Annotated in this window: 21 protein-coding genes; 10 read left to right on the top strand and 11 right to left on the bottom strand. The window is 42.7% G+C overall.

The features are described from left to right. Positions 1 to 3108, top strand: coding sequence for a CHAT domain-containing protein (locus CWD77_RS14550; protein ID WP_101074324.1), 3108 nt, complete (start codon positions 1 to 3; stop codon positions 3106 to 3108). A 58-nt stretch (positions 3109 to 3166) separates the two neighbouring features. Here CWD77_RS14550 and CWD77_RS14545 read toward each other — a convergent pair whose 3' ends face one another. Then, positions 3167 to 4849 carry a M28 family peptidase gene (locus tag CWD77_RS14545; protein ID WP_101074323.1) on the bottom strand — a complete coding sequence of 561 codons (1683 nt, stop codon included), beginning with the start codon at positions 4847 to 4849 and terminating at the stop codon, positions 3167 to 3169. Beyond that, positions 4846 to 5625: a segregation and condensation protein A gene (locus tag CWD77_RS14540; RefSeq protein ID WP_101074322.1), complete on the bottom strand. Its 780-nt coding sequence runs from the start codon at positions 5623 to 5625 to the stop codon at positions 4846 to 4848. Before CWD77_RS14540 ends, CWD77_RS14545 begins: the two co-directional genes overlap by 4 nt. 246 nt (positions 5626 to 5871) lie before the next feature. Here CWD77_RS14540 and CWD77_RS14530 point away from each other — a divergent pair, with 246 nt between their 5' ends. Both CWD77_RS14530 and CWD77_RS14525 read left to right on the top strand, forming a co-directional pair. Beyond that, positions 5872 to 6858, top strand: coding sequence for a zinc metalloprotease (locus CWD77_RS14530; protein WP_101074320.1), 987 nt, complete (start codon positions 5872 to 5874; stop codon positions 6856 to 6858). Between the two features lie 119 nt (positions 6859 to 6977). Next, positions 6978 to 7385, top strand: a complete 408-nt coding sequence (locus CWD77_RS14525; RefSeq protein ID WP_101074319.1) for a MarR family winged helix-turn-helix transcriptional regulator — start codon at positions 6978 to 6980, stop codon at positions 7383 to 7385. 12 nt (positions 7386 to 7397) lie between these two features. Here the strand turns inward: CWD77_RS14525 and CWD77_RS14520 are convergent, their stop codons facing one another. The 4 genes from CWD77_RS14520 to CWD77_RS14505 are packed head-to-tail and all read right to left on the bottom strand — an operon-like array spanning position 7398 to position 12378. Then, positions 7398 to 8033 (bottom strand): HD domain-containing protein, encoded by a 636-nt coding sequence (locus CWD77_RS14520; RefSeq protein ID WP_206018035.1) that lies wholly within the window; start codon positions 8031 to 8033, stop codon positions 7398 to 7400. Continuing rightward, complete coding sequence (locus CWD77_RS14515) at positions 8011 to 8940, bottom strand: sensor histidine kinase (protein WP_101074317.1); 930 nt, start codon at positions 8938 to 8940, stop codon at positions 8011 to 8013. The genes CWD77_RS14520 and CWD77_RS14515 overlap by 23 nt, the downstream gene beginning before the upstream one ends. A 58-nt stretch (positions 8941 to 8998) precedes the next feature. Next, the gene (locus CWD77_RS14510; RefSeq protein WP_101074316.1) at positions 8999 to 11560 is read right to left on the bottom strand and encodes a T9SS type A sorting domain-containing protein; all 2562 of its coding nucleotides are present in this window, start codon (positions 11558 to 11560) and stop codon (positions 8999 to 9001) included. Between the two features lie 14 nt (positions 11561 to 11574). Continuing rightward, positions 11575 to 12378 carry a YaiO family outer membrane beta-barrel protein gene (locus tag CWD77_RS14505; protein ID WP_101074315.1) on the bottom strand — a complete coding sequence of 268 codons (804 nt, stop codon included), beginning with the start codon at positions 12376 to 12378 and terminating at the stop codon, positions 11575 to 11577. Positions 12379 to 12605: 227 nt separating this feature from the next. On the opposite strand from CWD77_RS14505, the gene CWD77_RS14500 reads away from it, so the two are divergent. The 3 genes from CWD77_RS14500 to CWD77_RS14490 are packed head-to-tail and all read left to right on the top strand — an operon-like array spanning position 12606 to position 15566. Then, the gene (locus CWD77_RS14500) at positions 12606 to 12983 is read left to right on the top strand and encodes a response regulator (protein ID WP_101074314.1); all 378 of its coding nucleotides are present in this window, start codon (positions 12606 to 12608) and stop codon (positions 12981 to 12983) included. Positions 12984 to 13007: 24 nt separating this feature from the next. Continuing rightward, on the top strand, positions 13008 to 13973 hold the full coding sequence (locus CWD77_RS14495; protein WP_101074313.1) for a hypothetical protein: 966 nt from the start codon (positions 13008 to 13010) through the stop codon (positions 13971 to 13973). Between the two features lie 27 nt (positions 13974 to 14000). Then, complete coding sequence (locus CWD77_RS14490) at positions 14001 to 15566, top strand: glycosyltransferase family 2 protein (RefSeq protein WP_101074312.1); 1566 nt, start codon at positions 14001 to 14003, stop codon at positions 15564 to 15566. Between the two features lie 4 nt (positions 15567 to 15570). Here the strand turns inward: CWD77_RS14490 and CWD77_RS14485 are convergent, their stop codons facing one another. After that, positions 15571 to 16467, bottom strand: a complete 897-nt coding sequence (locus CWD77_RS14485) for a sulfurtransferase (protein WP_101074311.1) — start codon at positions 16465 to 16467, stop codon at positions 15571 to 15573. Positions 16468 to 16557: 90 nt separating this feature from the next. After that, positions 16558 to 16956 (bottom strand): acyl-CoA thioesterase, encoded by a 399-nt coding sequence (locus CWD77_RS14480; RefSeq protein WP_101074310.1) that lies wholly within the window; start codon positions 16954 to 16956, stop codon positions 16558 to 16560. Positions 16957 to 17134: 178 nt separating this feature from the next. Here CWD77_RS14480 and CWD77_RS14475 point away from each other — a divergent pair, with 178 nt between their 5' ends. From CWD77_RS14475 to CWD77_RS14465, 3 genes are all read left to right on the top strand, one after another. After that, on the top strand, positions 17135 to 17575 hold the full coding sequence (locus CWD77_RS14475) for a CHRD domain-containing protein (RefSeq protein WP_101074309.1): 441 nt from the start codon (positions 17135 to 17137) through the stop codon (positions 17573 to 17575). A 24-nt stretch (positions 17576 to 17599) separates the two neighbouring features. Next, positions 17600 to 18532, top strand: a complete 933-nt coding sequence (locus tag CWD77_RS14470; protein WP_101074308.1) for an alpha/beta hydrolase — start codon at positions 17600 to 17602, stop codon at positions 18530 to 18532. A gap of 101 nt (positions 18533 to 18633) precedes the next feature. Further along, entirely contained in the window at positions 18634 to 19272 is a 639-nt protein-coding gene (locus tag CWD77_RS14465; protein ID WP_101074307.1) for an SDR family oxidoreductase, read from the top strand. A gap of 256 nt (positions 19273 to 19528) precedes the next feature. Here CWD77_RS14465 and CWD77_RS14460 read toward each other — a convergent pair whose 3' ends face one another. Then, positions 19529 to 21031 carry a S10 family peptidase gene (locus CWD77_RS14460; protein WP_206018034.1) on the bottom strand — a complete coding sequence of 501 codons (1503 nt, stop codon included), beginning with the start codon at positions 21029 to 21031 and terminating at the stop codon, positions 19529 to 19531. Positions 21032 to 21155: 124 nt separating this feature from the next. On the opposite strand from CWD77_RS14460, the gene CWD77_RS14455 reads away from it, so the two are divergent. Continuing rightward, on the top strand, positions 21156 to 21497 hold the full coding sequence (locus CWD77_RS14455) for a hypothetical protein (RefSeq protein WP_101074306.1): 342 nt from the start codon (positions 21156 to 21158) through the stop codon (positions 21495 to 21497). A 42-nt stretch (positions 21498 to 21539) separates the two neighbouring features. Here the strand turns inward: CWD77_RS14455 and CWD77_RS14450 are convergent, their stop codons facing one another. Both CWD77_RS14450 and CWD77_RS14445 read right to left on the bottom strand, forming a co-directional pair. After that, positions 21540 to 23624: a S9 family peptidase gene (locus tag CWD77_RS14450; RefSeq protein ID WP_101074305.1), complete on the bottom strand. Its 2085-nt coding sequence runs from the start codon at positions 23622 to 23624 to the stop codon at positions 21540 to 21542. Positions 23625 to 23740: 116 nt separating this feature from the next. Further along, positions 23741 to 25477, bottom strand: a complete 1737-nt coding sequence (locus CWD77_RS14445) for a Na/Pi cotransporter family protein (RefSeq protein ID WP_101074304.1) — start codon at positions 25475 to 25477, stop codon at positions 23741 to 23743. Positions 25478 to 25484 lie beyond the last annotated feature (7 nt).

The following is a 25484-nucleotide window of genomic DNA, read 5'->3' as shown; positions in this document are numbered from 1 at the left end:
ATGAAAAAAGCTCAATTTGAAAATTTGGCTGTATGTTATAAAAAGTTCTGCTCTACTTTTTTTGCAGCCTGTTTGATCATACTTACTCTTCTCGTAGTCGGGCCGGCTAAGGCTCAGTCGGATGAAGACCTTAGAGAAAAACTTAACGAGGCTATCCGATTATATCAGGTTGGAGAGCATTCTGAGTCGCGTGCAATATTTGATGAAATAACACCTGCAATTTGTGATCAGGCTAATCTTTATGCAGAGTGCGCCGATGCCTATCTGTACCAATCCTATTTTTACAGGAACAACCGTGAATTTGAAGAAGCTCGCAACTTAATTAAAAAAGCGAACAACGTTGTACTGGAGCACGGAGGGGAAGAAGATTCCAAAATGACAGATGTGTATGTACAATACACTTACCTGGAGGAATCCAAATCAAATCTTACGGAAGCCCTTGAGTGGAGTGAGAAAGCGGTTAATTCAGCTATGAAATACCCTGATCAGAAGTTGGCTGTTTCTCAGGCATTTACCAGCCGCGGATATGTCGAGGACACGATGGGTAATTATGAAGATGCAGTTGCGAGTTACCTGGTGGCCGTGGAAGCTTTAAAACAGAGTGAAAAAAGCTTTAGGATAATTCGAGCGCTCTCTATGACTCATAATAATATGGGGATCTCCTATCGAAAGCTGGGAATGTATGATGAAGCTTTGGAACACTACCAGTTTGCTTTGGATTCAGCGATTGAAGCCTATGGAGAAAGTCATACCGAAATTGCATTGATCTACAATGGGTTTGGAACATTTTACTATTCCATTGGTGATTTAGGTACTGCGGCGGAGTATTTCAGACAAGCGGCTTCGATATTTAAAGAAGTAGAGGGCGAAAATTCCAATCGGCTTGCGATCATCTACAATAATATTGGATTGATCAATATTGAGATGGATAACCTCGACACTGCCCTGCACTATTTGGAGCTGGCCCAGAGAATTAAGGAAAATATTTACGGAACCGAGCATCTCGATACGGCCATAGGTTATCATAATCTGGCGTCAAACTATTTAAGAAATGAGGAGTATGACCGGGCAGAGGAAAATTACTTTTTATCACTGCAGATCAGACAGAATATTTACGGAGATGATCATCCAAATTTAATCCTGCCTTATACAAATATTGCAAATTTGTACATACAAACTGAGCGGTATGTTGAAGCAAGAGAGGTGCTCAATAAAGCATTGGATATAGGGCTGGATCGTCTTGGTGAAAGGCATCCAAATGTATTCAGTATATATTCACAACTCGGTGATGTGCTGAAAGAGGAAGAAAAACTGGATGAAGCCGGCGAGTTTTACCATCAAACGCTTTCCATTTTAATCGGGGAGCCGTACCAACCGATGATTACCAAAATTGATGTGAGCAGTGTGAGCTACCCGGTTCGTTTAATCGAAACAGCTAAATCACTTGGGGAACTGAATGTTCAACAATACCGAGAAACCGGAGTTCGGGATAATCTGTATGAAGCACTTCGCATGTTTAAAGTGTCATCCTCGGGAATTGACTTGATGCAAACGCAGTATCAAAGTGAATCGTCTAAACTCATGTTGATTGAAAATCACTATTCAATCTACTCGGGAGCTGTGGATATTTATTATGAACTTTATTCCGAAACCGGTGAAGAAGTCTGGCTGAGGGAGCTGTTTGAGTTTGCAGAAAAAGGTCGGGCACGAATTGCCCTCGACCTCCTGCAAAATGTACAAGCAAGGAATTTCGGCGGTGTTCCGGACGACGTACTGGCTACAGAGAGAGATTTAAATGAAAAAGTAACAAGCTATTTCCAAAATCTTAATGTAGAGCAGGAGAAAGGGCTGGAAGCCGATAGTGGTTTGATCAGAATGTATGAGGATTCGCTATTTCACACACGCAGAGAATTGGTCAATTTTACTCGCTCCCTTGAAGAGGGGTATCCATCCTATTACGCACTAAAGTATGACCGGAATACAGCCACGGTTGAGGATCTGCAAAAAGCATTAATTCAGGATGAATCGGCACTGTACTATATTTTTGGAAAGGACGATGTATACGGCATTGTTGTGAATAAAGAGAGTATTGAAATTGAAAAAACTGCAGCTGTTGAAGAGGTAGAAAGGGACGTTAAATTTTTAACAAATAGTGTGGTTGAAAATGATAATGATGAATATTTCAATTCAGCCTTTAATTTATACTCATCACTGGTTGAACCGCTGATACCGCATATTTCAGGAAGCTCTCTGATTATTTTACCGGACCAGGGCTTGCACTATCTGCCGTTCGAACTATTGATTGAAGAACCGGCAAACGGGAAACAGTTTCATCAGCTATCCTATTTGGTGAAAAGGTTTAAAATACAATATGCATCATCGGGCACGGTTTTCTTATCTATGCAGCGACAAAAACCTGAAAATCCGAGAAATTTACTGGCCTTTGCTCCTTTTAATGATTCTGCGAGTTTTGATGACGGCAGCGATATGGAATCAAATACAGAGCGATACCTGGATGACCTTTCTCCTCTGCCTTTAACAGCTTACGAAACCAATCAGATTTCAGAACTTTTCAGAGAACGAAGATCTTTTATGGACTATATCTTTCCTGAAAAAGCCAACGTGTATCAAAGTGACGAAGCCACAAAGAAAAGGCTACATCAGGTTGAGTTGCAGGAGTATAATTTCCTTCATTTTGCAACCCACGCATTTGTAAATGAATCCAACCCCGATCTGTCCGGTATTGTTCTGCGCGGAGATGACCGGGAAGATGGCATGTTATATGTGAGTGATATCTATAACCTGCAGATGAATGCCGATTTGGTAGTATTGGGAGCTTGTGAGACCGGACTGGGGCCTGTGCGCCGAGGGGAAGGAATGATAGGTTTCACCCGGGCTTTTACCTATGCCGGAGCTTCTAATCTGGTGGTTTCTATGTGGCGGGTAAGCGATCAACCCACAGCTCTTTTGATGATCGACTTTTACAAAAATATCCGGCAGGGAATGCAGTACGGAGATGCTCTTCAAAAAGCGAAATTAAAAATGATTGAAAACCCGGAAACGGCTCACCCAATTAACTGGGCTGCTTTTATATTAAATGGAAGGTAATATTAAACCAGCCGGGTATGTTGCTTCCGGCTGATTTAACTCTTTCTGAAATTCTGAACTACCTGGGGAGCTGACGGGTAATTTCAATAAACTCCTGGTTGTCAATTGTTGGCCTTCCATCGTAATTAGCAACTTTAATCGTTGATGTGTAGATCAGCTGGCTAACTCTGGAGAGTTTTTCAAAATCAATCTTATCAACCGTATCGGAAGGTCTGTGATAGTCTTCATGTACTCCGGTAAAAAAGAAGACAAAGGGCACACCGAGACGACCAAAATTCCAATGATCACTTCTGCGATAAAACTGATTTGAATCCTGAAGGTCGTTGTATTTTCGATCAAGCCTTAAATTCACAGAATTGCTGTTGGCGGTTTGAACCAGACTGTCCAGTTCTGATGAGATTATTTCCCCTCCAATCAGGTAGACATAATCGGTATCACCTTTTTGAATATTTTCGGGGTCACTCCGGCCAATCATGTCTGCATTAAAGTTGGTTACCGTCTGTTCAATCGGGATTACCGGGTGATCGGAATAGTAGCGTGACCCGAGCAGTCCATTTTCCTCACCGCTCACATGCAGAAACAGGACGCTTCTTTTTGTTTTATAACCATTCTTTTGAGCTTCATTTAAAGCATTTGCAATGGACATCAGGGAAGTTGTACCGCTTCCGTTATCATCGGCTCCATTGTAGAGACCATCTCCTGACTCATCCGGTGCTCCAATTCCAACATGATCGTAATGCGCCATCAGTACCACAACCTCATCCTTCAGTTCCGGATCGGCACCTTCAAAATATGCGATCACGTTCTCCGCATCCATGTGTCCCGGTCCGTCATAGGGAACATAATCCAGATAATAACCGGTTTTACGCGGTGAAAAAGATGTAATCTCATCAATCAGTTCCTGTTTTTTGTCAGCTACTTCATCGGCTGATGAGAGACCCAGATATGTTGCAGCCATTTCCGGGCTAATTTGCAGAAACCCTTTTGGGAATCCGGGCTCACTGTTTTGTTCGAGATAGGCAAGGCTGATGTTTGATGGCTGGTTCATCATTTCAGAACTCATCTCTGCCAGGTCTTGAAACTCATCTCTGTCATAATCTGATATCAGCAAAATTCCGGCGGCATCCATTTCTCCCAATAAATTACGCAACCGGCTGTTGCTTGTAATATTTGGATTGACCAGGGTATCACCGTCAACTACATATGGAATATCTTCAAATATCATTACCCAATTACCCTGAATGTCCTCGCCTTCCAAGTGTTGAACTCCTCTCTCACTGTCGTTAACACCGAATCCGGCAAACACAACATCTCCCTCTAAAGGGACTGTTCCGCCAAACATACGAACGAAATTCCCGGTCAATTCCGGTGATTCAATACTGTGGTTAACGGCTGTAGTATCAGAACCGGATATCTGATACGTACGGTAAACCAAACTGTCTGTGTATTCGGCGTTTAATCTGTAGGATTGAAAAAAGGAGTTGTCATCTCCCATTGGAGTAAATCCCAATTCATTGTAATAATCGGCAAGATATTGCGCAGCGACTTTTTGACCCTCTAAACCGGTTGCTCGTCCCTCAAGTGAATCGTGTGCGAGCACTTCAAGGTGTTGCTGTAAAAATTGAGGAGTTATTTGGGATCGGTACTCCGTCAACTGTTCAGTGGATGTAATTTCCTGAAGTGAATTTTGAGTGGCACATCCTGCAAACAGGATTAAAACAGGTAGTAGTAATTTTTTCATGAGAATTCAGACTTAAATGTTTTGCTGGGATCGGAATCGCCAATAATTTCATCAACAGGTTTCAGGTCGATGTAGAAGTTGGTGGGATCGTTCTCCTCGATAAATAGATTGATTTGTTGTTCTTTTAACATCTCAAGTACAGCCAAGAACGTGACAACAATGGACGTTCTTGTCTTCAACTCCATACAGAAATCATAAAAAGATGTTCTGCCTTTGTCCTGCAGACGGGTTAAAACATATTCTGCCTGCTGTTCAACCGTCATTTGAACTTTCTCTACCTTATGGTATACATTTTGGCGCTTAATGTCGGCAAGAACTTTTCTGAAGGCAGCCATTAGGTCAAAGAGTGTCACATCCTTTAGGGCTTCGCCGGTTGCCTGCTTTTCCACCTCATCTTCTTCAAGATAACCGCGGAAGTATTTCTTTTGAGTCTCTTCATCAATGATGGTCAGCTTTTCTGCCATCTCTTTATACCGTTTGTACTCGAGCAGCTTCTGAACCAGTTCGTAACGCGGATCATCTTCATCGAGCTCATCCTCGTCATTGGGATCGCGAGGCAGCATCATTTTCGCTTTGATCGACATCAGCATACTGGCCATGTAGATGAACTCGCTGGCTACATCGAGATCCAGTTCTTCCATCAAGCGGATATAATCGAGAAACTCGTGTGTGATGTGATAGATGGGTATGTCGTAGATATTAAGCTCATCTCTTCTGATAAAGAAAAGGAGCAGATCTAACGGGCCTTCGAAATTTTTTAGCTGAACTCTGTACATAGGCAAATGGGTTCCCCTAATTTCGCAATTTCTGCTAAGAAATAGAAATGTGGGACGATGTTTCGTGCAACCAAGTCATTGTACGCCAGACCAAGAGAATTGCCACACAGTTACTTATAGATATCATGCTGTTTATTTTGGATATTATCGATTTTTGTATGATAATAATTGAGTCTGTGTTACTAAAAAAAATGAGAGGTAGTAACGTTGGCGCTAAACTTACCTTAAACCAAAATCAAAAGGCTTATGATTACTTATCTAAATAAAACCTATCTGATAATTGCTGTAACTGCATTTATTTTTATTTCATGTAGTGAACAATCATCAATTAATTCAATAGAGGAAGAGAGTAAAGAGGGAACGGTTCTTTCCTTTACTGAAGGCGAACTACCTGACCAAAAGAATCAGGAACATACAGGCGGAGTTGAAGAAGCCGTATACAGTGAGCATTTGGCTCAAATCAATCAAGATTTAGCCGACCGGGGTGTTACTGAGTATGAATTGGTGATGGCAGAGACGATTACCATGTCAGTTGACGGTGAGTTTCAGTCGGGACAGACCATCTTTGCCAACGACCGTACTCTGCGATTAGCAGCGCAGTGGGTGCCGGGAGATGAACGTCGCAACGCGGATGGAAATAAATTAACACATATGGTGTTCAGCCCTTTTGCCACTGCAAACGGTTCGATAGACGCGGAGCCACATATAGACTCTTCGTTTGATACATGGAATAACTTGATGTCAAACTCAGGCCCTGAAATTGAGAAAGTAGCTGATACCGGTGAAAATCCAAGTGCGATCTTATCAATTAGAGGTTCGGCCGGAAATCCTTTTGTTGCAGATATCGTAACTCTTGGTTTTTTACCGGGGCCGATATTTGATGCTGTTTTAGGTCCCGGGGCGAGCAACTCCGTGTTGGGCGTGGCATTTACTTTTAATTGGACGGACACTAATGAAGTGGCTCTAAAGGAGGTTTGGTATAATGATAGTTTTGCATGGGCAACAGACGGCAGAGCAGGAGCCGTAGATATTGAAACTGTTGCATTACATGAAAATGGTCATGCACTCGGAATGGGTCACTTCGGCAAGTTATCCATTACAAATAGTAATGGTAAACTTCATGTATCGCCAAGAGCGGTAATGAACGCTTCGTATCTTGGCCCGGTTAGAACTCCACTGGGTACAGATCGTGCTTCTTATAACAGTATATATGGCAAATGGCCAAAAAATTAAGGGGGCAGAATCAATAAAATGTCAGGGCATCGCGTGCGGTGCCCTTTCTTTTTTTTGATAATTGCTTTTGAAGCAGGAAGTAGTGACATTATTGTACATGCACATAAAACTTTTTAAATATGCATACAGAAGCCAATACGTTCAGCCGATCAGTATCCAAACATTTTGATTCCTATTTCAAGGAATTCGGTTTAGCCACGTCTTATGTTGAGGTTTTGATCTACCTCAAAATTCAGGGTCCGTTGATTCAGAAAGAGATAGCCAATCACCTGCAATTAGATCCGTCGACAATAACACGGTTTTTAAAAAAACTTCAGAAAGAAGGTTGGGTTGTAAAGAAGAAAGTAGACGAACGCACAAAAATTGCACTGAACTCGAAAAGAGCAGAAGAAGTAACGAAATTGAGTGAGTTGTACATTAACGCAGAAGAGGCGTTATCAGAGAAACTAGGAGATAAGTACGTGGAAACTACAGAGAAACTTCTGCGACACGGAAACTCGATGTTTGAAGAGGCAACAGAGAGTTGACTTAAAATTTGATTAGATCTCTTTTTGTAACTCACTTAAAAACTGCTTCATAAACCTAATCCTCTCAACTGCCATCTCCTTTGCGCTCTCAGTGTTCATCAACTCAGGCAGTTTGAAAAGCTTCTCGTAAAAATGATCTATCGTGTAAATCGAATCGTCCGGATCTCTGGATTCACAGAAGGGATCTTCAGGCTGATAAAGGGCGCGATCCAGCTTCCCGCCAACCATCAAGCAACGTGCTACTCCAATCGCACCCAGTGCATCCAGACGGTCGGCGTCTTGCACAATTTTAGCTTCTAATGTTGTGGGTTCAATACCTGCTGAAAAACTGTGGGCCTCAATTGCATGTACAACATGTTTAACTTTAGTCTCCGGAAAATCAATGCTATTTAGAAATGCTGCTGCTTTTTCTCCGGCCAGAATTGAAGATTTTGAACGGTCGGGATGATTCTTTGGAAGTGTGACACTGTCGTGTAACCATGCGGCGGCTTTAACTATATCTAAATCTCCGCCCTCTTCATCACAAATAGTTTGTGCTGATTTAACGACACGCTGAATGTGTGCCAGATCGTGAGCAGAATCAAAACTACAGTTATTAAGAAGAAATTTTTTGTAGAGAGTCTCTTCAGGCATGAATTTCGTTTTCAAGAATTTGTTTTGGTATGGGTATCTCAATGGTGATTTTTGTTCCCTCATCCAATTTCGAATCAATCCAAAAACGTCCGCCAAACTTTTGAGTGATGTGATAAGCTTTAGTCAGACCAAATCCACCGCCCATGGTTCTAACCTCGTCTATTACGTTGGACGCCCGGTAACCGAATTCAATTATTTTTGAAATCTCTTCTTCCGGTATACCATATCCGCTGTCTTGGACAACAAATTTGAACACACCGTTAATTTGTGTCATTCCTACTTCAATGTTGCCACCGGGAAGAGTGTATTTTCTGGCATTGGCAACAAGATCGCGAATAACGTCTTTGATCAGCAGTGGCAGGTAGATGGTATCACTATCGTCGCTATTTACTTCAAACTGAACAAGGTAATCCTTCTCTTCTTGTTGAGCGATATTGTATATAATCCGGTATCTGCCACGACTGTTTTTCTCCAGGGTGTAGAAGAATTTCTGAAACTCCTCTTTAAAGTCATGGATTAGAAAAGATTCCCAGCGATTGGGGTGATTCCACCGGTGAAAAATCTCTTCGAGCCTGTCGTCAAACACTTTAAATATATCATTAAAAATGGAGTGAAATTCAGAAACAGAGGAGCCGTCATTTAAAAGTGGTTGAAGGTCATTGAGATTCCCAAGCATTTCAATGACTTCTTTCTGAAAAGCATTGATTTTTGGTTCATTAAAAACAGACTGATCTTTTTCTCTTGCTGCATCAGCAAACTCCAGGGTTTGATCAATTAACGGACCGGTTAATTCGGGGTGGTCAGTCTCAAACTGAATGAAATGAAGCTGGCTGTTGATCACAGTTAAAATATTGATGACAGAATGCATTTCCAGCTCATTGAGCTGGTCATCTGTGACGGTTAGATCTTTTTTGATCTCCAACAGTACTCCTGTTTAATATGGTTTTGAGCTGAGTAAAAGCTTAGAGGATATTTTGCTATCAACGAACAACAACGAATTTTTTCAATTGAAATTCATCTCCGGAAAATATCCTTGCAAAATAGACACCGGAAGCAAGACCATCTGTTTCAATTTGAATTTCTGTTGAGTTCACGTCAATGGTTTTTAAACGTCTCCCAAGCACATCGAGTACCACAACATAATCAATTACAGCACCGGAACGAATATTGAGAGTTGTACTTACAGGATTTGGATAGAGTTCAGCAAAACCCCTGCCTACCGGAGTACCTGACACCTGCATTGAAACGGTTACCGGATCCGACCAGTTAAACCCGGCTTTTACCCGATAGATAAACTCATCATTGCCGGTAAACCCCGACTCGGCCAAATATAAGAAACTTCCATCCGATTCCAGCTGTAAAAGTCCGCGTTTAGGCGGTTCAACTAAAACAGCTTCCATAGGCATTCCATCCAGCGATAAATCATTTTGTAAAAGCCCGTCACCGGAGTGGATATGGTTGATATCACCCGTGCCAAGATCATATTGGTCGCTTAAAGCGATTGGATTGCCGGGAAGAGAAGGCAAATACTCTTTCATGAATGTGTAGCTCGCTTTGGGATATTCCTCGGCGTCTTCGGGGGTGTTCCATGAATCCCAGGCAAATCGGGTTGAGGTCTCGGCTTCAAAATCATCGTAAAAGATTCCGATGTTTATGCCATCCGAAATTTGGGTCTCCGTTTCCGTTGTGGATCGATCATCATGCATAACCTCACGCCGGCTGGGATCGGTGAAGTTGATGAGCGACCATGGCAGACGCACTTCTATGCGATCGCTAAACAAACGAACGGCATCAGTGCTATAGGTCGGTGTATTTAATCTGTTCACATCTAATTGGCCAATATCCTGTGTATCTTCGCTTTCAAAATTATTTTTCCATCGTACCAAATTCCAGGGTGCCCCGTCTGTTACAGTGGAGCGATACTGCTGCTCAGTGTCTGATGTATTAAACCAAATGCCAAAAAGATCGTAGGCCTCAGTTACAAATAGTTCAGCCTCATAGTTGGTAATCATCAATGCAAATTCAGCCCTGTTCGATACGGTTTGTCCGTCCGGAAGTATGGACTCTCCCAGTGTTTCATCGTAAGTATCCAGTGATATCCAAAGGGTATCACTTTCCTGTATGTGCTGATCGATATCGAGCTGTAATCGAAAGTAAGAGTAGTCTGCCTGAGCTTGAACCCGCTTAACTTTTTCAGTTTCACCGAACTCCTCCCAAAGGTTTAGGCTAATGGGTTTTCGAAATCCGAGCAGTCCAAAGTTTTGCTCAGCGGCCGTAACGTTATGCCACTGTATCCTTCTGTCCGGGATAAAATCGAAAGGATTGGTAATCCATGTCTGCTTAAACCACTCGTCAAGCCAGGAGAACTGTATCCCTCCTCCCGCACCGGACTGGTGGATATTTTCGAGCATTCGGATGTTGTTTTTACCCTGTTCCAGCTCTGAATATCCACCGTGATGGATTCCGCTATGGGCATACTTAGCCACACCCCAGCTCGAAGATCCTCCAAACTCTGCTATAATTAACGGGAAGTGATCATAGTACTCCTTCAGATAGGTCAGATAACCCAGGTAGCTGTTCTGACCGATATGATCCTGAAACACAACATAGCGCGGATCCCGTGAAATGTAGTTGGGATAGTATGGATAAGCGTGATAGGAGGCGAAAAAGCCTGCCGGGGCATTTTCAAGATTGATATTTTTTAGATCCAGCGAGGCACTTTCTTCGTAGGGATTTTCTTCATAAGGGTGCTCAATTGGATCGAGCGAAGGCCAGCTGGATATCGAAACCGGTCGTTGCGTGTCATAATTTTCCATTTCGAACGTGAGCAGATGATCAAGACGCTCAGTCACCCAAATCTCAGAAGCCCGGACATCTGATATGGAAAGATAATTTCCATCAAAGGAGTGCGTGCCGGGATTGGATTGATTGGTTTCAAGCACTTCGGGAGGATGGATTTCACGCCCCACTATGTAGGCGATTATCCACTGAGAAACATCATCTACATAGGTGCCGTGTGCTTTTCCAAGACGTGGCGGGATGATAATATCCCCATGAACAGCACGTATATTCTCCTCCATTTCCTGTTCAAAAGGTTCTGTGAGAGTGTTTAAATTTTCATCATAACCGGGAATCTCCTCCTCGAGCCATACACCCTGAATAATGAAGAGCGGAGAGTTAGGATTGGCTTCGTTAAATCGCTTTAGTTCTTCATAAAAACGCGGATAGTGCAGCGTATAAAGCCGGATTGTGTTGAAACCGGCGTCTCGAATCAACTGAAACCATCTGGCATAATCTTCACTTGTAGCGGCCAGCTGACCGGGAAAGGTACCGGGAACAGCAACTCCCAAATTCACACCTTTGATAAAGAGTGGGCTGTAGTACTCACCATTCCAAACGGTAAGGTGTGTTTCATTTATAGAGAATGGGAAAGGTTGGTCTTGTGATGAGCTCTGTCCGATTGAAGTGTCTGTAATAAAAAGAGAGATTACAGAAATAATTAAAACCAAACAGAAAGGCAACTTCGATAATTTTAAATACATACACTACACTATTATTAAAATCGGAAACGACCGCCCATTTCGAAGGTTGAGATTGTAGTGAAATTCTCCGAGAAGGGAAATTCCTGCCAGGTTAATTTTAACTCTCCAAAAAGTTCAAATTGATTCTGAACCAGGTAGTTTGTTCGAACTCCTAAATACCTGGATTTTTGAAAACGGTTATCGGCTTGTCCGTCCAGCAATCGACGTTCATCCGGCGAAAAGCCAAAACCTCCCAAAAGAGTTACAAACGTATCAGGATTGCCTAAATAACGTCGGGCTAAAAATGTGAATGATGACGAAACACCTGAGTCCTGCGGTGTGAAGTACGGGCGACCAATCAACAGCCAGTTGCCAATATATTTACCAACTGAGGCGGTTAAGATGAGAACGTCGTCTTCACTGAACTTCAGGTAGCGAAAGCCTAAGGATGTTTCAAAACCCTGAGGTAATGCCCGGTAAAGTTCGGCGCCGGCACGAAATTCAGGAAAGAGATCGCCACCTGATAAGCCTACGTTTAAATAGCCATACCAATTTTCATTGAATTCAGGCCAGTAATCAATTTCTCCCTGATAATCTGTTAAATCAAAGCGATGGCCTACATTCATGCGGCCGATGATGGGTCCGCCGGAAGTTTGCCTTCTGTACTCGAAGAACATCTTCTGCCAGTCTTCCAGATCGTCTCCATAATGATCATAGGTAAGCCCAAAAGCTGCCATATTCTTTTTGCTTTGATAATCTTCGTAGGAAGAGGATTGACGGGCAAATAGGGTGATCGCTAAAAGAGAGAAAGTTATGCTTAGGATTATGGTTTTTGTCATTTCATGGTAGGTCGAAATTGAAAGATTTTAACGCACACAGAATATAAAACTCAGTATTAAGCCTTTTTTTAACAGAAGGTTGATTTCTAAAATACCCCAAGTTTTTCCGGCTAAAAATTAAAGAATTCTGTATTGCTCTAACGGTTTGTTAAGTAATGCTATATTAAATGTTGAAAATATATGGCTAGGTTGCTTCACATTAAGTAAAACAAGAAAAGAAATTTAGAATGACCTTAGATGAACCTGTCGTATTGTTGATTGAAGATGATCCCGTTATATCAAAACTCATTGAATTTAAGTTAAAGAGAAACAACTACAAATTTGAGTTGAGAGAAAATGGATTTTCGGGTTTTGAAGCGATTAAAGAGCTCAAGCCCGACTTGGTAATTCTGGATATCATGTTGCCAAGCGTCAATGGTCTAGAGGTGCTTAGAAAGATTAGAGAAGATGAAGATTTAGATGATGTTCGTGTAATAATGCTTTCTGCCTCAATGAAGATGAAAGATAAAAAGCTGGCTTTTGAGCAAGGGGTAAAAGATTATATCGTAAAACCTTTTGAGACAGATGAACTGATCATGAGAGTAAAAAAATCGTTGGAAAATTAAACTAATAATACAGGGTAAAAATTAATGTTTTTGATTGTAGGGGTAGAAATGGAGGGGGCTATTCAGTTACTGATACTGGTAACCTTACTGTTAACAGTGACGACATTCATCTTATTCGTTATAACGGTTACCATGAGGTTGAAGCAAAATAGGGATGAAAAAAGAATCAATCAGTATAGAGAAACGTTTTTGCCTCTGATATTTGAGTACATGGAAGAGAATGTTAAGGAAGCAACATTCGAAAAACTTCTTGGCTCAAATACGTTAAAATACCGGGTATTTGAAGAGACTATAGTCAAGCTGTTGAAAAATGTTGAGGGAGAAGATGCAGATAAATTAAAGAGGCTTTTGATGATTGAGTCACTCTATAAGTATCATCTGAAGCAGCTTAAGGCAGGCAATGACGTCGTAAAAATAGAGGCGTGTAACTATTTCAGGTATACGAATATTGTCAGGGCTGATGTCGTTTATATTTTGGGAAATTTTGTTCAGTCAGATAATACCTACCTGGCGTTCTCCGCAGCTTCTGCACTGATGGCAAGCGATAATTTCAATGACAGAATGCACGCCATGGATACGTTTACCAAAAGAGAGGGCATTTCTAAAATGGCGTTACTGGAGCTTTTTTACAGATTCAAGCACGACAATAAAAGTCAGACAACAGAAGAGGCCGCATTTTTAGTAGCGCTCATTGCTGATAAAAATTTATCAACAAAGAAAAGAGCACTTTTAATACGGTGTGTATCCGAATCAAATTACTACTTAATGATCAAGCCGCTTCAAAGCTGGCTTGAAAGCAAAGATGAGTTTTGGAAAGAGCCTGAAGTATTATCGGCACTTATAGATTCTCAGCGCATATTTTTGAATTCAATGGCGATCGAAAGTATAAAAGCATATCAAAATTATCCGGACAGAGATGTGAGGAAGTCTGTAAAAGAGGCTGTACTTGTTCTGGATCAGGAGATCACATTCGAAAAGGCTATTGCATAATAAGAATTCAAATAGACCCATTAAGATTTGTTAGAACAAGCTGTAACTCACATCCAGCAATTTATCAACCTGGTAGATTCTTTAGGCTGGGTTTTCATTCTCTATTTCTTGATTGTGAACGGGACGTATCTATCCATGGTAGTTGTATCTCTGTTTTATATCAGAAAACATCAAAAGTACTATTCTGTATTTGAACCGGAGGGGGTCTTTCAGTCCGATCTGTATAAGTCGATATCCATCATCTCTCCGGCATATAATGAAGAAGTGAATATTATTGATTCCGTAGAAGCACTTCTTCAGCTTCAGTATAGAGATTTTGAAGTTGTAGTGGTAAACGATGGAAGTACAGATTCTACTCTTGAAAAGCTTAAAAATCACTTCAGGCTGTATGAGTCTGAAATTGAGCTGCATTCTACGTTGCCACATAAAAATATCGTTACTTCATACAGATCAAGCCGATATGATAATTTGATTGTGATCGATAAAGTGAATGGAGGGAAGGGAGATGCGCTAAACTGTGGAATCAATGCGTGTGCCAACGATCTTTTCTGCTCTATTGATGCAGATTCTCTGTTGGAGCAGGATGTGCTAAAACAGATGCTTCAGGCTTTTGTTCTGGATGACCGACTTGTAGCAGCCGGAGGTATTGTGCGCGTGGCGAATGGGTGTAAAGTTTCGAACTACGAAATAAAGGAGATCGGGATTCCCAAGAGCTTTCTGGCCCGAATCCAGACGGTTGAGTATCTGCGCTCTTTTCTGTTTGGCAGAATTGGGTGGGACTATTTTAAAAGTTTGATCATTATATCCGGTGCATTTGGAATTTTTGACCGAAAATCAGTGATCAGGGCCGGTGGATATGCCAGAGACTCCGTTGGAGAAGATATGGAACTGGTGGTGAGGCTGCACCGATTTTTCAGAGAACAGGATGAGGAGTATAGAGTTCGCTTTCTGCCCAAACCTGTCTGCTGGACCGAAGTGCCGGAAAACTGGAATGATTTGGCTACGCAAAGAAATCGCTGGCAGAGAGGATTGGTTGATTCAATTTGGCGCCACAGAACCATGTTTTTTAATAAGAAGTATGGCAGAATGGGGCTTACAACGATCCCCTATTTTACACTTGTTGAGCTGATCGGTCCCGTCATTGAAATGATGGGCTACATCTACTTTATTTTTGTGATCATTTTTATGGGTATCTATGAGCCGTTTGTTCTTCTCTTTTTAACGGTTTCCATACTGCTGGGCTTTTTGCTCTCCGTCTCCTCTCTCATTTGTGAAGAGGCCACGTTCAGAAGATATGGCAGCATCAAAAATACATTGATTCTCACCCTGTATGCTTCACTCGAAAACCTGGGGTACAGACAAATACATGCCTGGTGGAGATTTGTAGGTTTAATCGACTACATTAAGGGAAAAAAGAGCTGGGGTAAAATGAATCGTCTGGGCTTTGAACGGGATGATGAAGCCGGCAAAAAAGCTCAAAAACCCAAATCTGAATTTTTGCCTAAGCTAAGAAGCTCAGTTTATTGGGCCATCGTATTTCTAATGCCTCCGGGAGTAATATATATTCTGTTTAATTTTCTCTACCTCAATTAGACGTTTACTGTTCTACAACCGCATTTTGGGAGTTTCCATACTCCGACCAAGAACCTTCATAAGCCCTCACGGAATCGTATCCCATCAGTCTAAGCGTGAAGTATGCATGAGAACCGCGAACGTTGGTATGGCAGTGTGGAATGATCTCTTTATCCCTTGTAATTCCATGAGAATCGTAAATATCCTGGATATCTTGAGCGGTTTTAAAATAGGGAATCCCCTCTTCCGTAAGAACATTACTCCACTCCAGATGTACGGCGTTGGGGATGTGTCCGCTTTGTTCAGCACGCTCATCAGCACCGGTATATTCATCTTCAGATCGAGCATCAAAGATAATTTTATCAGGATCGTTGGATGCCTCCATCACGTAGCTGAGATCACAAAATTTTGACTCCTGAACATCAACACTAAAATTGCCCGGCGACAGCTCTGCAGGACGATCATCTACGGGATATGCAGCTGTCCACCCCTGAATGCCGCCATTAAGCACAGAAGCATTTGAAAAACCGTAATAATCGAGGGCATAAAAAAGCCTTGCCGAAGCAAGAGAGTTTCCTTGATCGTAAATAACAACCCGGTCATCGTTATTCAGTCCTATCTCCTGCATCATGCGTTCAAATGTTTCCGGACCAATTAAATAGCTTTGAACCGGGTGGTCCGGGTCTGTCAATTTCTCAATCGCAGAAAAATGTATAGCTCCGGGAATGAGTGAATCGCCTGTTTCCTCCCGTGCATCAATTAAAAAAATATTCTCTTCTTCCAGCAATGAATGGAGCTCAGTTGCTTCTACCAACAGCTGAGCATTTGGATATTGAGTCAGAGTTTCACTTTGTTCATTTGCTGAAGAGCAAGCCGAAAAAAGGGCAGTAAGGATAAGAATAGATAGGTATCGTAAAGTCATGATGTTCTCATTATTTGGATATTTATTTATGATACAAAAAATGGATTAGAAACATTTCTGATGATGAATATCAGAATTAAAAAAATCCGGCTATTGTAAGGCAGAGACAACCTCTTTAGGCGGTCGAATCGGGCGGCCGTTTTCCATAAACACAGCGGTTACCACTCCTTTTAAAATCAATTCATCATCCGGTATCCGGTAGATATTCTGATAGAATACAAACCTGACATTTCCCGACTTCTCTGCGTGAGTTCTCACAACAAAACGGTCATCTCCCATTAATGGCTTTTTGTAAACCAGTTCGATTTTATGTACAACGGCATCCGTCCCGTTTTCATGAAGTTTATTAAAATTGATACCTACTGACTTCAGAAATTCATGACGTGCATGTTCCAGATAGTTTTGATAGACAGAGTTGTTAACCACGCCCTGAGTGTCGAGCTCGTAGTCGCGGACGGAAAACTGGAGTTCAAAATTTCTGTTACTCATTATAAAGGATTGAGTTTGTTATCTTTTGTTAATGAATAATATAAAGTACGAAAACCGTAACGGCAGGTTTAATTTTAGCAAATAACCATGTTGTTCAGATGAACCTGAGGACTTGCAATATGGTTTCTATAAATGGATTCGTTATTAGAGAAGGATAAATTAAAAAAAGGTGATAGAGATGAGAGTAAAAAGTCTGTTTTTGATGGTAATCATGACACTGGTATCGGTTTCTGTAGCAGCTCAGACAACTGTTGAAGTTGTTCTGGCAGGCCACAACAGCGTTCCTACGGTTCGATCAAGCGGAACCGGAATATTAGATGTTACTGTAGAGGGGGATTCACTTTTCGTTAGCGGATCATTTGAAGATTTACGGGAGTACTACCTGGGTGCGAGTATTCATTTTGGCCGGGCAGATGAAACCGGTAATCAAATTTACCGGCTTACTGCCGAGCTGAATGAAGATAAAACGAGTGGTGAATTTAATGCCGAAGAGAACCGGTTTGAATTGAGAGAAGCTCAAAAAGAAGCTCTCCGGAATGGACGAATGTATATCAGCATCCGATCAAACCGGAACCGCAGCGGTGAGATTCGCGGTCAAATTCCACCGATGAACTTCTGATATTGTAAATTACTTATCAATTCAATGAAAAGATTACTTTTTCTTTTTGGCATCACTGTTTTCATGATTCAATGTTCGGGTAGTGATACTAAAACGAACTCTGTAGAATTTGTGGAGAAAATAGAGTCTGACTACATTTCGGGCCATTTGGATCGATATCTTTTCAAACCGGATAGTTTGTCTGAACGCTTTGTGGACGTTTGGATTCCCAATTCATTTCAATCGGAAACTGAATACAATGTAATTTACATGCATGACGGGCAGATGCTGTTTGATGAGAGTGCGACATGGAACGGACAGGAGTGGCGGGTTGATGAAACGCTGACCGAAATGATGGAGTCAGGAGAAATTCATCCAACACTCGTTGTTGGTATCTGGAATACGGATGATCATAGAAGAGCAGAATATTTTCCGGAAGATGCACTGGATTTTATTGACGGTGAGCCAAAGGTTGAATTGCTTTCCGGTTTCCCGAATGGGCCTGATGCCAACCGTTATGTTAAGTTCGTCGCAGAATCGGTCATTCCTTTTGTTGAGGGAAATTATTCGGTACAAAAGAGCAAATATGGGCGGTTTATGGCCGGATCAAGTTATGGCGGGTTGATTTCTCTCTATACGCTGACAAAATATCCTGAGATGTTTTCAGGAGCTGCTGCTTTATCCACACATTGGCCGGGCACATTTGAATCGAATGATGAAATTCCGGATGGAATCAGGGAGTATTTGAGTAATAGTGTTCCGGATCCGGGTTCACATAAAATCTATTTCGATCATGGCACACAAGCACTCGATTCACTCTATGCTCCATATCAGAAGAAAGTGGATGCAATGATGCTTGATCTTGGTTTTGTGCCAGATAAAGATTTTAAATCAGAAGTATTTGAGGGAACAGACCATTCAGAAAATGCGTGGGCAGATCGGTTTGAGAATCCTATTCAATTTCTGATGGGTAATTAATGCCTTTCGTTCAGAGTTTGATACTTAAGTTTTCGAACTCGATTTCAGGATGTCTTGTTGTTGAACTACATTGAGTCAAAGAATTTAAAATGTAAGATATTATGAAAATTGTAGTAGCGGGTGGCCATGGTAAAATTGCGATGTTGTTGCACCCTATTTTGAAAGAGAAAGGACATAAAGTAACAGGTTTGATCCGAAAGGAAGAACAGGTTGATGATTTGAAAGAGGCCGGCGCCGAATCGGTTGTCGTGGATATCGAAAAGGAAGATGATATCAGTGAATTTGTAGGAGATGCCGATGCCGTGGTGTTTGCCGCAGGTGCAGGACCCGGAAGCGGTAAAGATCGAAAATGGTCCGTGGATCGGGATGGAGCAATCAAACTGATTGAAGCTGCGAAAAAGAATGGTATTGATAAGTACGTGATGATCAGCGCAATGGGATTGGATACTCCGCGCGGTGATGATGTTTTTCAGGTCTATCAGCAGGCAAAAGCGCAGGCGGATGAAGCCCTCAGAAATAGTGGATTGAATTATGTGATTATAAAACCGGGCCGGTTAACAAATGATGAGGGAACCGGGAAGGTGAAAATTGCTGAAAAGCTGGATCGCGGTGAAATTCCAAGAGAAGATGTTGCGCGCGTAATTGCTGAAGTGCTGGATAACAATTCCATCAAAAATGTGGAGTTCGATCTGCTTTCAGGAAAAGATGAGGTCACTGTAGCGCTTCAGGAATTTGTATAAGATCTGCGAGCCTCTGCGCATTAATCCGCGAACCTCAGCGAGGAATAGTTACCTAAAATCGGATTAGAAACAAGGAAAGAGTTTTTGTTTTTCGCAGATTTTCGCCGAGGGGATCGCGGATTTCCGCGGAAAAACCTTTGTGCTTCTTAGAGTATTCGTGCCTTCGAGGCAGAAGTGAATATGTTATCGAATAAATTTAACCACCCCTGGCCCCTCCTTGGAAAGGAGGGGAAAGCGGAGTGGCCAAAAAGTGAAATCAATATCTGGCTGATTCGCCGTTGGTAAGGGAGTTTTGGATAAACTCACGGATGTGTTCGTTGGATGTGGCCAGATCTTCCTGTCGCAGATACATCATGTGGCCGCTTCGGTACCCTTCAAATCGCAGGCGATCAGATACTTTTCCACTTCGGTCCATGCTCCACATCACATACTTGGCAGAGAAATAGTCTGTAGCACCATCAAAATAACCGCTCTGTACCATTACATTGAGAAACGGATTCTCACCCATCGCCCGGCGCAGGTCATCACCGGTTGAATCGTTACTTCTGTCCCACGGATGAACCGGACCAAAAAGGTTGTACTGTAAATCTGTTTCGTAACCCAATACTTCCCTCAGGTAGTAGTTGATGCCCGGGGCAAATGCGTGGTTCCATGCAGTAAGAGCCGGATCGTGGTCGTACTGGTTGCCCGCATCAGATCGGTCTATTCCGCGATAACGAGAATCAAGGCGGCCAACGGTAATACCATCCTCCCGAAGCAGCTCTTTCCAGTAGAATGAGGTGGGAAGTGTGAGGTTATGATCCAGGATGTGCTGTTTGTCAATACCGGAGTAAGTGGAAACTTTTTCAGCGATCTCATTACGTTGGTCTTCAGGTAGAGTACCTCCACGGGCTACGGCGGGCAGATATTCTTCGATGGTAAACTCCTCAACTTCAGGAAGAAGATCATCCAGATTACGCTGCTGAAGGTCAGACGGAAGTGCATCGTGATACCATGCCGTTGCAGCGTAATAAGGCAGTTTCAGGATTTCTGAACGTGGAGTCATAGCCGGTGGTTCAAGTCCCAAACCGGTTGGCGAGACCAGGATTACGCCATTAACAAACATCCAGTGTGAACTCTGTAGCTGACGGGCAAGACCGGCTACACGCGTAGTTCCGTAACTCTCACCTTTCAGATATTTTGGTGAGGTCCAACGGTTGTGGCGGGATACAAAATTGTCGATCCAGGCGGCTAGGTACTGTATATCCGCGTTCACACCAAAAAAATCACTTCTTTCTGCTTCTTCATCTAAAATTCTGGAAAACCCGGTATTGACCGGATCGATGTAAACGATGTCAGCCACATCGAGGATGGAGTGTTCATTATCTGAAACACCGTAAGGCTGAACCGGATGGCCCTCATCGTCAATATTCAAAAATTTGGGACCGGTGTAGCCGATGTGCATCCAAACCGATGCTGAGCCGGGTCCACCGTTGAATGAAAAAACGAGCGGACGGTTGGCAACATCATCCACGTCCGTTCTTCTGTAATAGACATAAAACAGGGATGCATCGGGTTCGCCCTCGTCATTCCAAACCGGTTGTGTTCCGGCAGTGGCTTCATATCGGACCCGGTTTCCTTTAATGGTGATTTCACCCTCAGTTGTCACGGCACTTTCTGCTTCCAGGATGGGCTGGGCAAATGCATCAGATGTTGTGAGCGGGGTGAAAACAAGAAATAGAAAGAGTGGGAGTAGCGTATATAGTATCGTTTTCATCATTTAGAGTATTTGTTAATAGTAGGAATTGTTTTGATCATGCTTAAGGGTGTGGTTTTTAAACCGAACAATAAAAAAGAAAAATGGTTGTTATTGTTGTAATTAACACAGCAGTGGGTGATGAATCATGATTAAGTTACTTTTTATTGTCGTTGTTGTTACTTCTTCCGGTATTTTAAATTCAGCAACTGCTCGTCAATCTGAAACACACGTGTCTTTGGATTCAACCGCAGTATTTCAGCAATGGATGGAAAGTTTACCGGATTCTGTCAAAGTATCTGTTCCGGCCGACTCCCTTAAAAGTTATTTCAATAACTGTGTTGATAATTGGTTCAATATGCCAACTTTTGAACCTGATCCTAATTTAACGGCAAGTATGCCTCAGCTTGAACCGCCAAAAGTGGATGAAAAAATGATCCTTCCACAGTTTAAAAATTGTCCTGACAGAACACAGCCACCAAAAAAATAGAGATATGGTCAACCAATGCTGACCATATCTAAAGTACAATTTTTATTCTTGGTTCAGCCAGTGATAAAACCAACTGCGCTTTCTTTCAAGACGATCGACCAGCAACCACGGCTCTCCGGTTCGGGATAATCCGTGGGATGATCTCGGATATCGTACAAACTCAACCGGTACCTTCATCTTCTTGAGGGCGATGTACCACTGCTCGCCGTCTGTAATCGGAGTTCTCCAATCCTCTTCACTGTGAATAATCAGCGTTGGGGCTTCAACATTTTCCACATATTTGAGTGGAGAGAGATCCCAGTAGAGTTCCTGCTTCTCCCAGGGATATCCGCCAAATTCATATTCCGTGAGTCCCTGCGCGTCGGACGAACCGTACCAGCTGAACCAGTTGGAAATAGAGCGACTGGTAACGGCAGCTTTCCACTTGTCAGGGTAGCGAGCAGTGAGCCAGTTGGTCATATATCCGCCGTAACTTCCTCCGCTTACTCCAACGCGATCTTCGTCGATATCCGGATATTTTTCAAGAACGGCATCGAGTCCTTTCAGGAAATCCTCTTCATCCAAAAAGCCCCACTGTTCCTTGGTAGAATACATGAAATCATGACCGTAGGAGGAAGATCCGCGCGGGTTCGGATAGAAAACGAACATTCCGGAGGCGGAAAGCGTGTGAAATGCCTGGAACCAGGTATTGCCATAGTAGGAGTGTGGGCCGCCATGAATTTTCATCACCAATGGATAGGATTTACCCTCTTCGTATCCTACCGGTTTGATGACCCATCCCTGAATTTCCGTTCCGTCATCAACAGTCCAGAGAATTTCTTCTGCCGGATTGATTGTACGGTCGGCCATCCACTCTTCATTAAAGCGGGAGAGCTGCACTTCACGGCTTCCATCAGCCCGGGAAACAAACACTTCGGCAGGTGTAACGGCGTCTGTTGCCGTGTACGCCATCAAGCGGCCATTCTCCGTTGTTGAGAAGTTGCTTAGTCTGCGTTCCCCATCTGTAACTTGACGAATTTCGCCTCCGGTTCGATTGACTTCAAACAGGTGAGAATTTCCACGAATCTGTGAGCTGAAGCGCAACGTATTTCCGTTTGGAGTCCAGTTAGGTGATCCGGGAGAAAGATCCCAGTTTTCAGTCAGGTTGGTTACTGAACCGGTTGGCTCTCCATTTGTGTTCAGAGCGGTAATCATGACATCAGTTTGGGCTCCACGCTCATCAGACTGAAGGAATGCCATAAAACGTCCGTTAGGTGAAACAGCCGGTGAACGCTGTGTGCCCTCCATGTCGAAAACCTGGGAAACTTCTTTAGAATCCAGATCGATCATATAAATATTACGAGTAAAGTCGTCGTTGTACTCATCATCTTCGAGAGGATCTCCGGAGAAGTATATTCTACTGCCATCTTGAGCCCACTCCACATCACCAGTATTAAACTCCATTTCGGTGATCTGCTCAGGTTCTCCTCCTTCAGCAGAGATGATGAAAAGCTGTCGTTTTTTGTTGATTGATGGATGAGGAAGCCACTCGGATCTGCCGTCTTGCATGTACTGCATTTGGGTGATGACCCGTCCGTCAAATCGTTCGGCATCAAGAGTATTGGTGATGGCATCGGGAGCAATCCATCCGGCTCTTTCTTCCTGTTCCTCTTCGGTCTCCGGTTCTTTCACAAAAGCGATGGTTGATCCATCGGGCGACCAAATGGGAGAACTGTCGAGTCCTTCGATGGTAAATGCTTCACCGCCCGGTTCCGTAACGCGAATAAAACGAACGGAGTTTTCGTCATCTCCCCGGCGCGACTGGATTCCCAAAAGTTCTCCATCCGGTGACCACTGCGGACCCGACGATTCAACGGTGGGGTCGGTAAAACGGAACGGTTCGCCATCCGGCTGGCCGTTATTCAGTTTTTGCATCCACACTTCCCGATGTCGCTTATTGTTTTCTACATCGATGGTTGTGCGTGTGAAGGCAACATAGCTGCCATCCGGTGAAATTTCAGTCTGGCTAACAAATACGGTTTTATAGTAGTCTTCCGGAGTAACGCCCTGCTGAGCCATGATTGGCGCAGACATCCAGAAAACGAAAAGTAAAAGTATAGGTGTGAATTTTACGTATCGGTTCCTCATCGTATATCATCTGTTTCTTAAGGTTGAAGAACCGTAATGTAATTGAACGAAAGGTAGTATTAAAATAAGAACGGCCCACGAAGGGCCGTTTTACAATTTTTTTATGAATCCGGAGATCAGTTATCTAAAATCAGATCGCTGTGGATCTTTAACTTTTTGCCGGCTAATGCTTCATTTACGTTAAAGATGTGGTCACCGATTTTTTCCATACGGGTCAGATAGTCAAGGTAAATTACACCGGCTTTGGAGTTATAAACACCATCTTCAAGACGCTTGTAGTGTGCATCTTTCATGATGTCGCGTCGCCGATTAATCTCCTGCTCAATTTCAATTGCCGGATTCAAATCAATCTCATCACCGAAGTTCTCCATATTGGTACGCATCAGTTTAATCGCCTCGCGAACTGTGTCGAGCATGCTGATAACCTCATCGTAAGCTTCCTGTGGAAGTTTGATGTTTTCATTTTCCATCTGTTCGAACGTTTTCGACATCTGGAAGTAGATATCTCCGATTCGCTCCAGGTCGTTAATCATGCTGTGCATCAGACGAATTTTTCGTGTAGCAGATTCAGTTAAGTTGTTGCTCGAAATTTTTGTCAGATACTCTGCAACTTCGAGTTCGATGTTATCAGTAATCTGTTCCCGTTTTTTAATCTTCTTAAGAAACTTCTCCTGCTTCTTCTGTTTTTTCATAAACAGGCCAATAAAGCTGAAGTGCATTTTTTCAATCAGCCGTCCAAACAGTTCAATTTCTTTGAATGCCTGTGCAATAGAGAGTTCTGATGAAGACATCAAACCACCGGAGATATATTTGAGGCGGAAAGCCTGATCGGAATCTTCCTTCTCTTTCTCAAAACGTTCCACAAATTTGATGATCGCGGGTACGAACCCAAATAGAAGTGCAACATTAAGCACGTTGAATGTGGTATGGAACAGCGAAATACCTAAAGTTGCCGCTGCACGTGCTTCCTGCGAATCATCAAAAATAGAGCCGATTTCCGGTTGAAAGTAGTGCATTACCTGATCGATCCCCATTAAGAAAGGGTTGATCAGCAAGAGCATCCAAACGACCCCGAACACATTGAAAATAAAGTGGAACCTCGCTGCCCGTTTTGCATGAACATTTCCAACAATTGCTGCAATGTTAGCAGTAACGGTTGTACCAATATTTTCACCCAATATCATAGCTGCAGCAATCGGGAATGATATCCATCCCTGAAAAAGCATGACTAGAGTAATAGCAGAAGCTGCAGATGATGATTGTGTGAGAAGGGTTAGCAGTGTACCCACCGCTACAAAAATGAGCATGGAGGCGAATCCGAACTCGGTAAACGAATCAAGAAATGCAAACATCTCCGGATTGTCTTGGATATTTGGGACGGCATCTTTGATAAACTCCAATCCAATAAAAAGAATACCAAAACCAATCATCGCCTCAGCAAGATTTTTCAACTTCTCTCTATCGGAAAACATGAAAGGGAAGAAAATACCAATCATGGCAATGGCTATAGGAGTAATCTGCATCTTAAAGCCAAAAACAGAGACCATCCAGGCGGTGACGGTGGTACCGATATTGGCACCCATAATCACACCCGTTGATTCTACGAATGTAATCAGCCCGGCATTCACAAAGCTGACCACCATTACCGTTGTCGTTGAAGATGACTGAGTGATGGTGGTTGCCGTAAACCCTGTAAAAATGCCCCTAAGCCTGCTGGTTGTCATCCCTTTAAGGATAGCACGAAGACGAGAGCCTGCAACTTTTTGAAGGCCATCACTGAAAATTTTCATCCCGTAGATGAAGATTCCCAATGCACCAATAAGCTGCAGAAAATCAAATAACGTATAGTTCATTTAATGA

The sequence above is a fragment of the Rhodohalobacter barkolensis genome (genome assembly GCF_002834295.1).
GTDB lineage: Bacteria > Bacteroidota > Rhodothermia > Balneolales > Balneolaceae > Rhodohalobacter > Rhodohalobacter barkolensis.
The sequence above is the reverse complement of the archived record's forward strand: the minus strand, read 5'-3'. Positions and strand labels throughout refer to the sequence as shown.

Excerpts from the sequence above, each read along its gene's own strand:
- CWD77_RS14550 (WP_101074324.1), top strand. The coding sequence starts at position 1 with ATGAAAAAAGCTCAATTTGAAAATTTGGCTGTATGTTATAAAAAGTTC.
- CWD77_RS14545 (WP_101074323.1), bottom strand. The coding sequence starts at position 4,849 with ATGAAAAAATTACTACTACCTGTTTTAATCCTGTTTGCAGGATGTGCC.
- CWD77_RS14540 (WP_101074322.1), bottom strand. The coding sequence starts at position 5,625 with ATGTACAGAGTTCAGCTAAAAAATTTCGAAGGCCCGTTAGATCTGCTC.
- CWD77_RS14530 (WP_101074320.1), top strand. The coding sequence starts at position 5,872 with ATGATTACTTATCTAAATAAAACCTATCTGATAATTGCTGTAACTGCA.
- CWD77_RS14525 (WP_101074319.1), top strand. The coding sequence starts at position 6,978 with ATGCATACAGAAGCCAATACGTTCAGCCGATCAGTATCCAAACATTTT.
- CWD77_RS14510 (WP_101074316.1), bottom strand. The coding sequence starts at position 11,560 with ATGTATTTAAAATTATCGAAGTTGCCTTTCTGTTTGGTTTTAATTATT.
- CWD77_RS14505 (WP_101074315.1), bottom strand. The coding sequence starts at position 12,378 with ATGACAAAAACCATAATCCTAAGCATAACTTTCTCTCTTTTAGCGATC.
- CWD77_RS14500 (WP_101074314.1), top strand. The coding sequence starts at position 12,606 with ATGACCTTAGATGAACCTGTCGTATTGTTGATTGAAGATGATCCCGTT.
- CWD77_RS14495 (WP_101074313.1), top strand. The coding sequence starts at position 13,008 with ATGTTTTTGATTGTAGGGGTAGAAATGGAGGGGGCTATTCAGTTACTG.
- CWD77_RS14485 (WP_101074311.1), bottom strand. The coding sequence starts at position 16,467 with ATGACTTTACGATACCTATCTATTCTTATCCTTACTGCCCTTTTTTCG.
- CWD77_RS14480 (WP_101074310.1), bottom strand. The coding sequence starts at position 16,956 with ATGAGTAACAGAAATTTTGAACTCCAGTTTTCCGTCCGCGACTACGAG.
- CWD77_RS14475 (WP_101074309.1), top strand. The coding sequence starts at position 17,135 with ATGAGAGTAAAAAGTCTGTTTTTGATGGTAATCATGACACTGGTATCG.
- CWD77_RS14470 (WP_101074308.1), top strand. The coding sequence starts at position 17,600 with ATGAAAAGATTACTTTTTCTTTTTGGCATCACTGTTTTCATGATTCAA.
- CWD77_RS14465 (WP_101074307.1), top strand. The coding sequence starts at position 18,634 with ATGAAAATTGTAGTAGCGGGTGGCCATGGTAAAATTGCGATGTTGTTG.
- CWD77_RS14460 (WP_206018034.1), bottom strand. The coding sequence starts at position 21,031 with ATGATGAAAACGATACTATATACGCTACTCCCACTCTTTCTATTTCTT.
- CWD77_RS14455 (WP_101074306.1), top strand. The coding sequence starts at position 21,156 with ATGATTAAGTTACTTTTTATTGTCGTTGTTGTTACTTCTTCCGGTATT.
- CWD77_RS14450 (WP_101074305.1), bottom strand. The coding sequence starts at position 23,624 with ATGAGGAACCGATACGTAAAATTCACACCTATACTTTTACTTTTCGTT.
- CWD77_RS14445 (WP_101074304.1), bottom strand. The coding sequence starts at position 25,477 with ATGAACTATACGTTATTTGATTTTCTGCAGCTTATTGGTGCATTGGGA.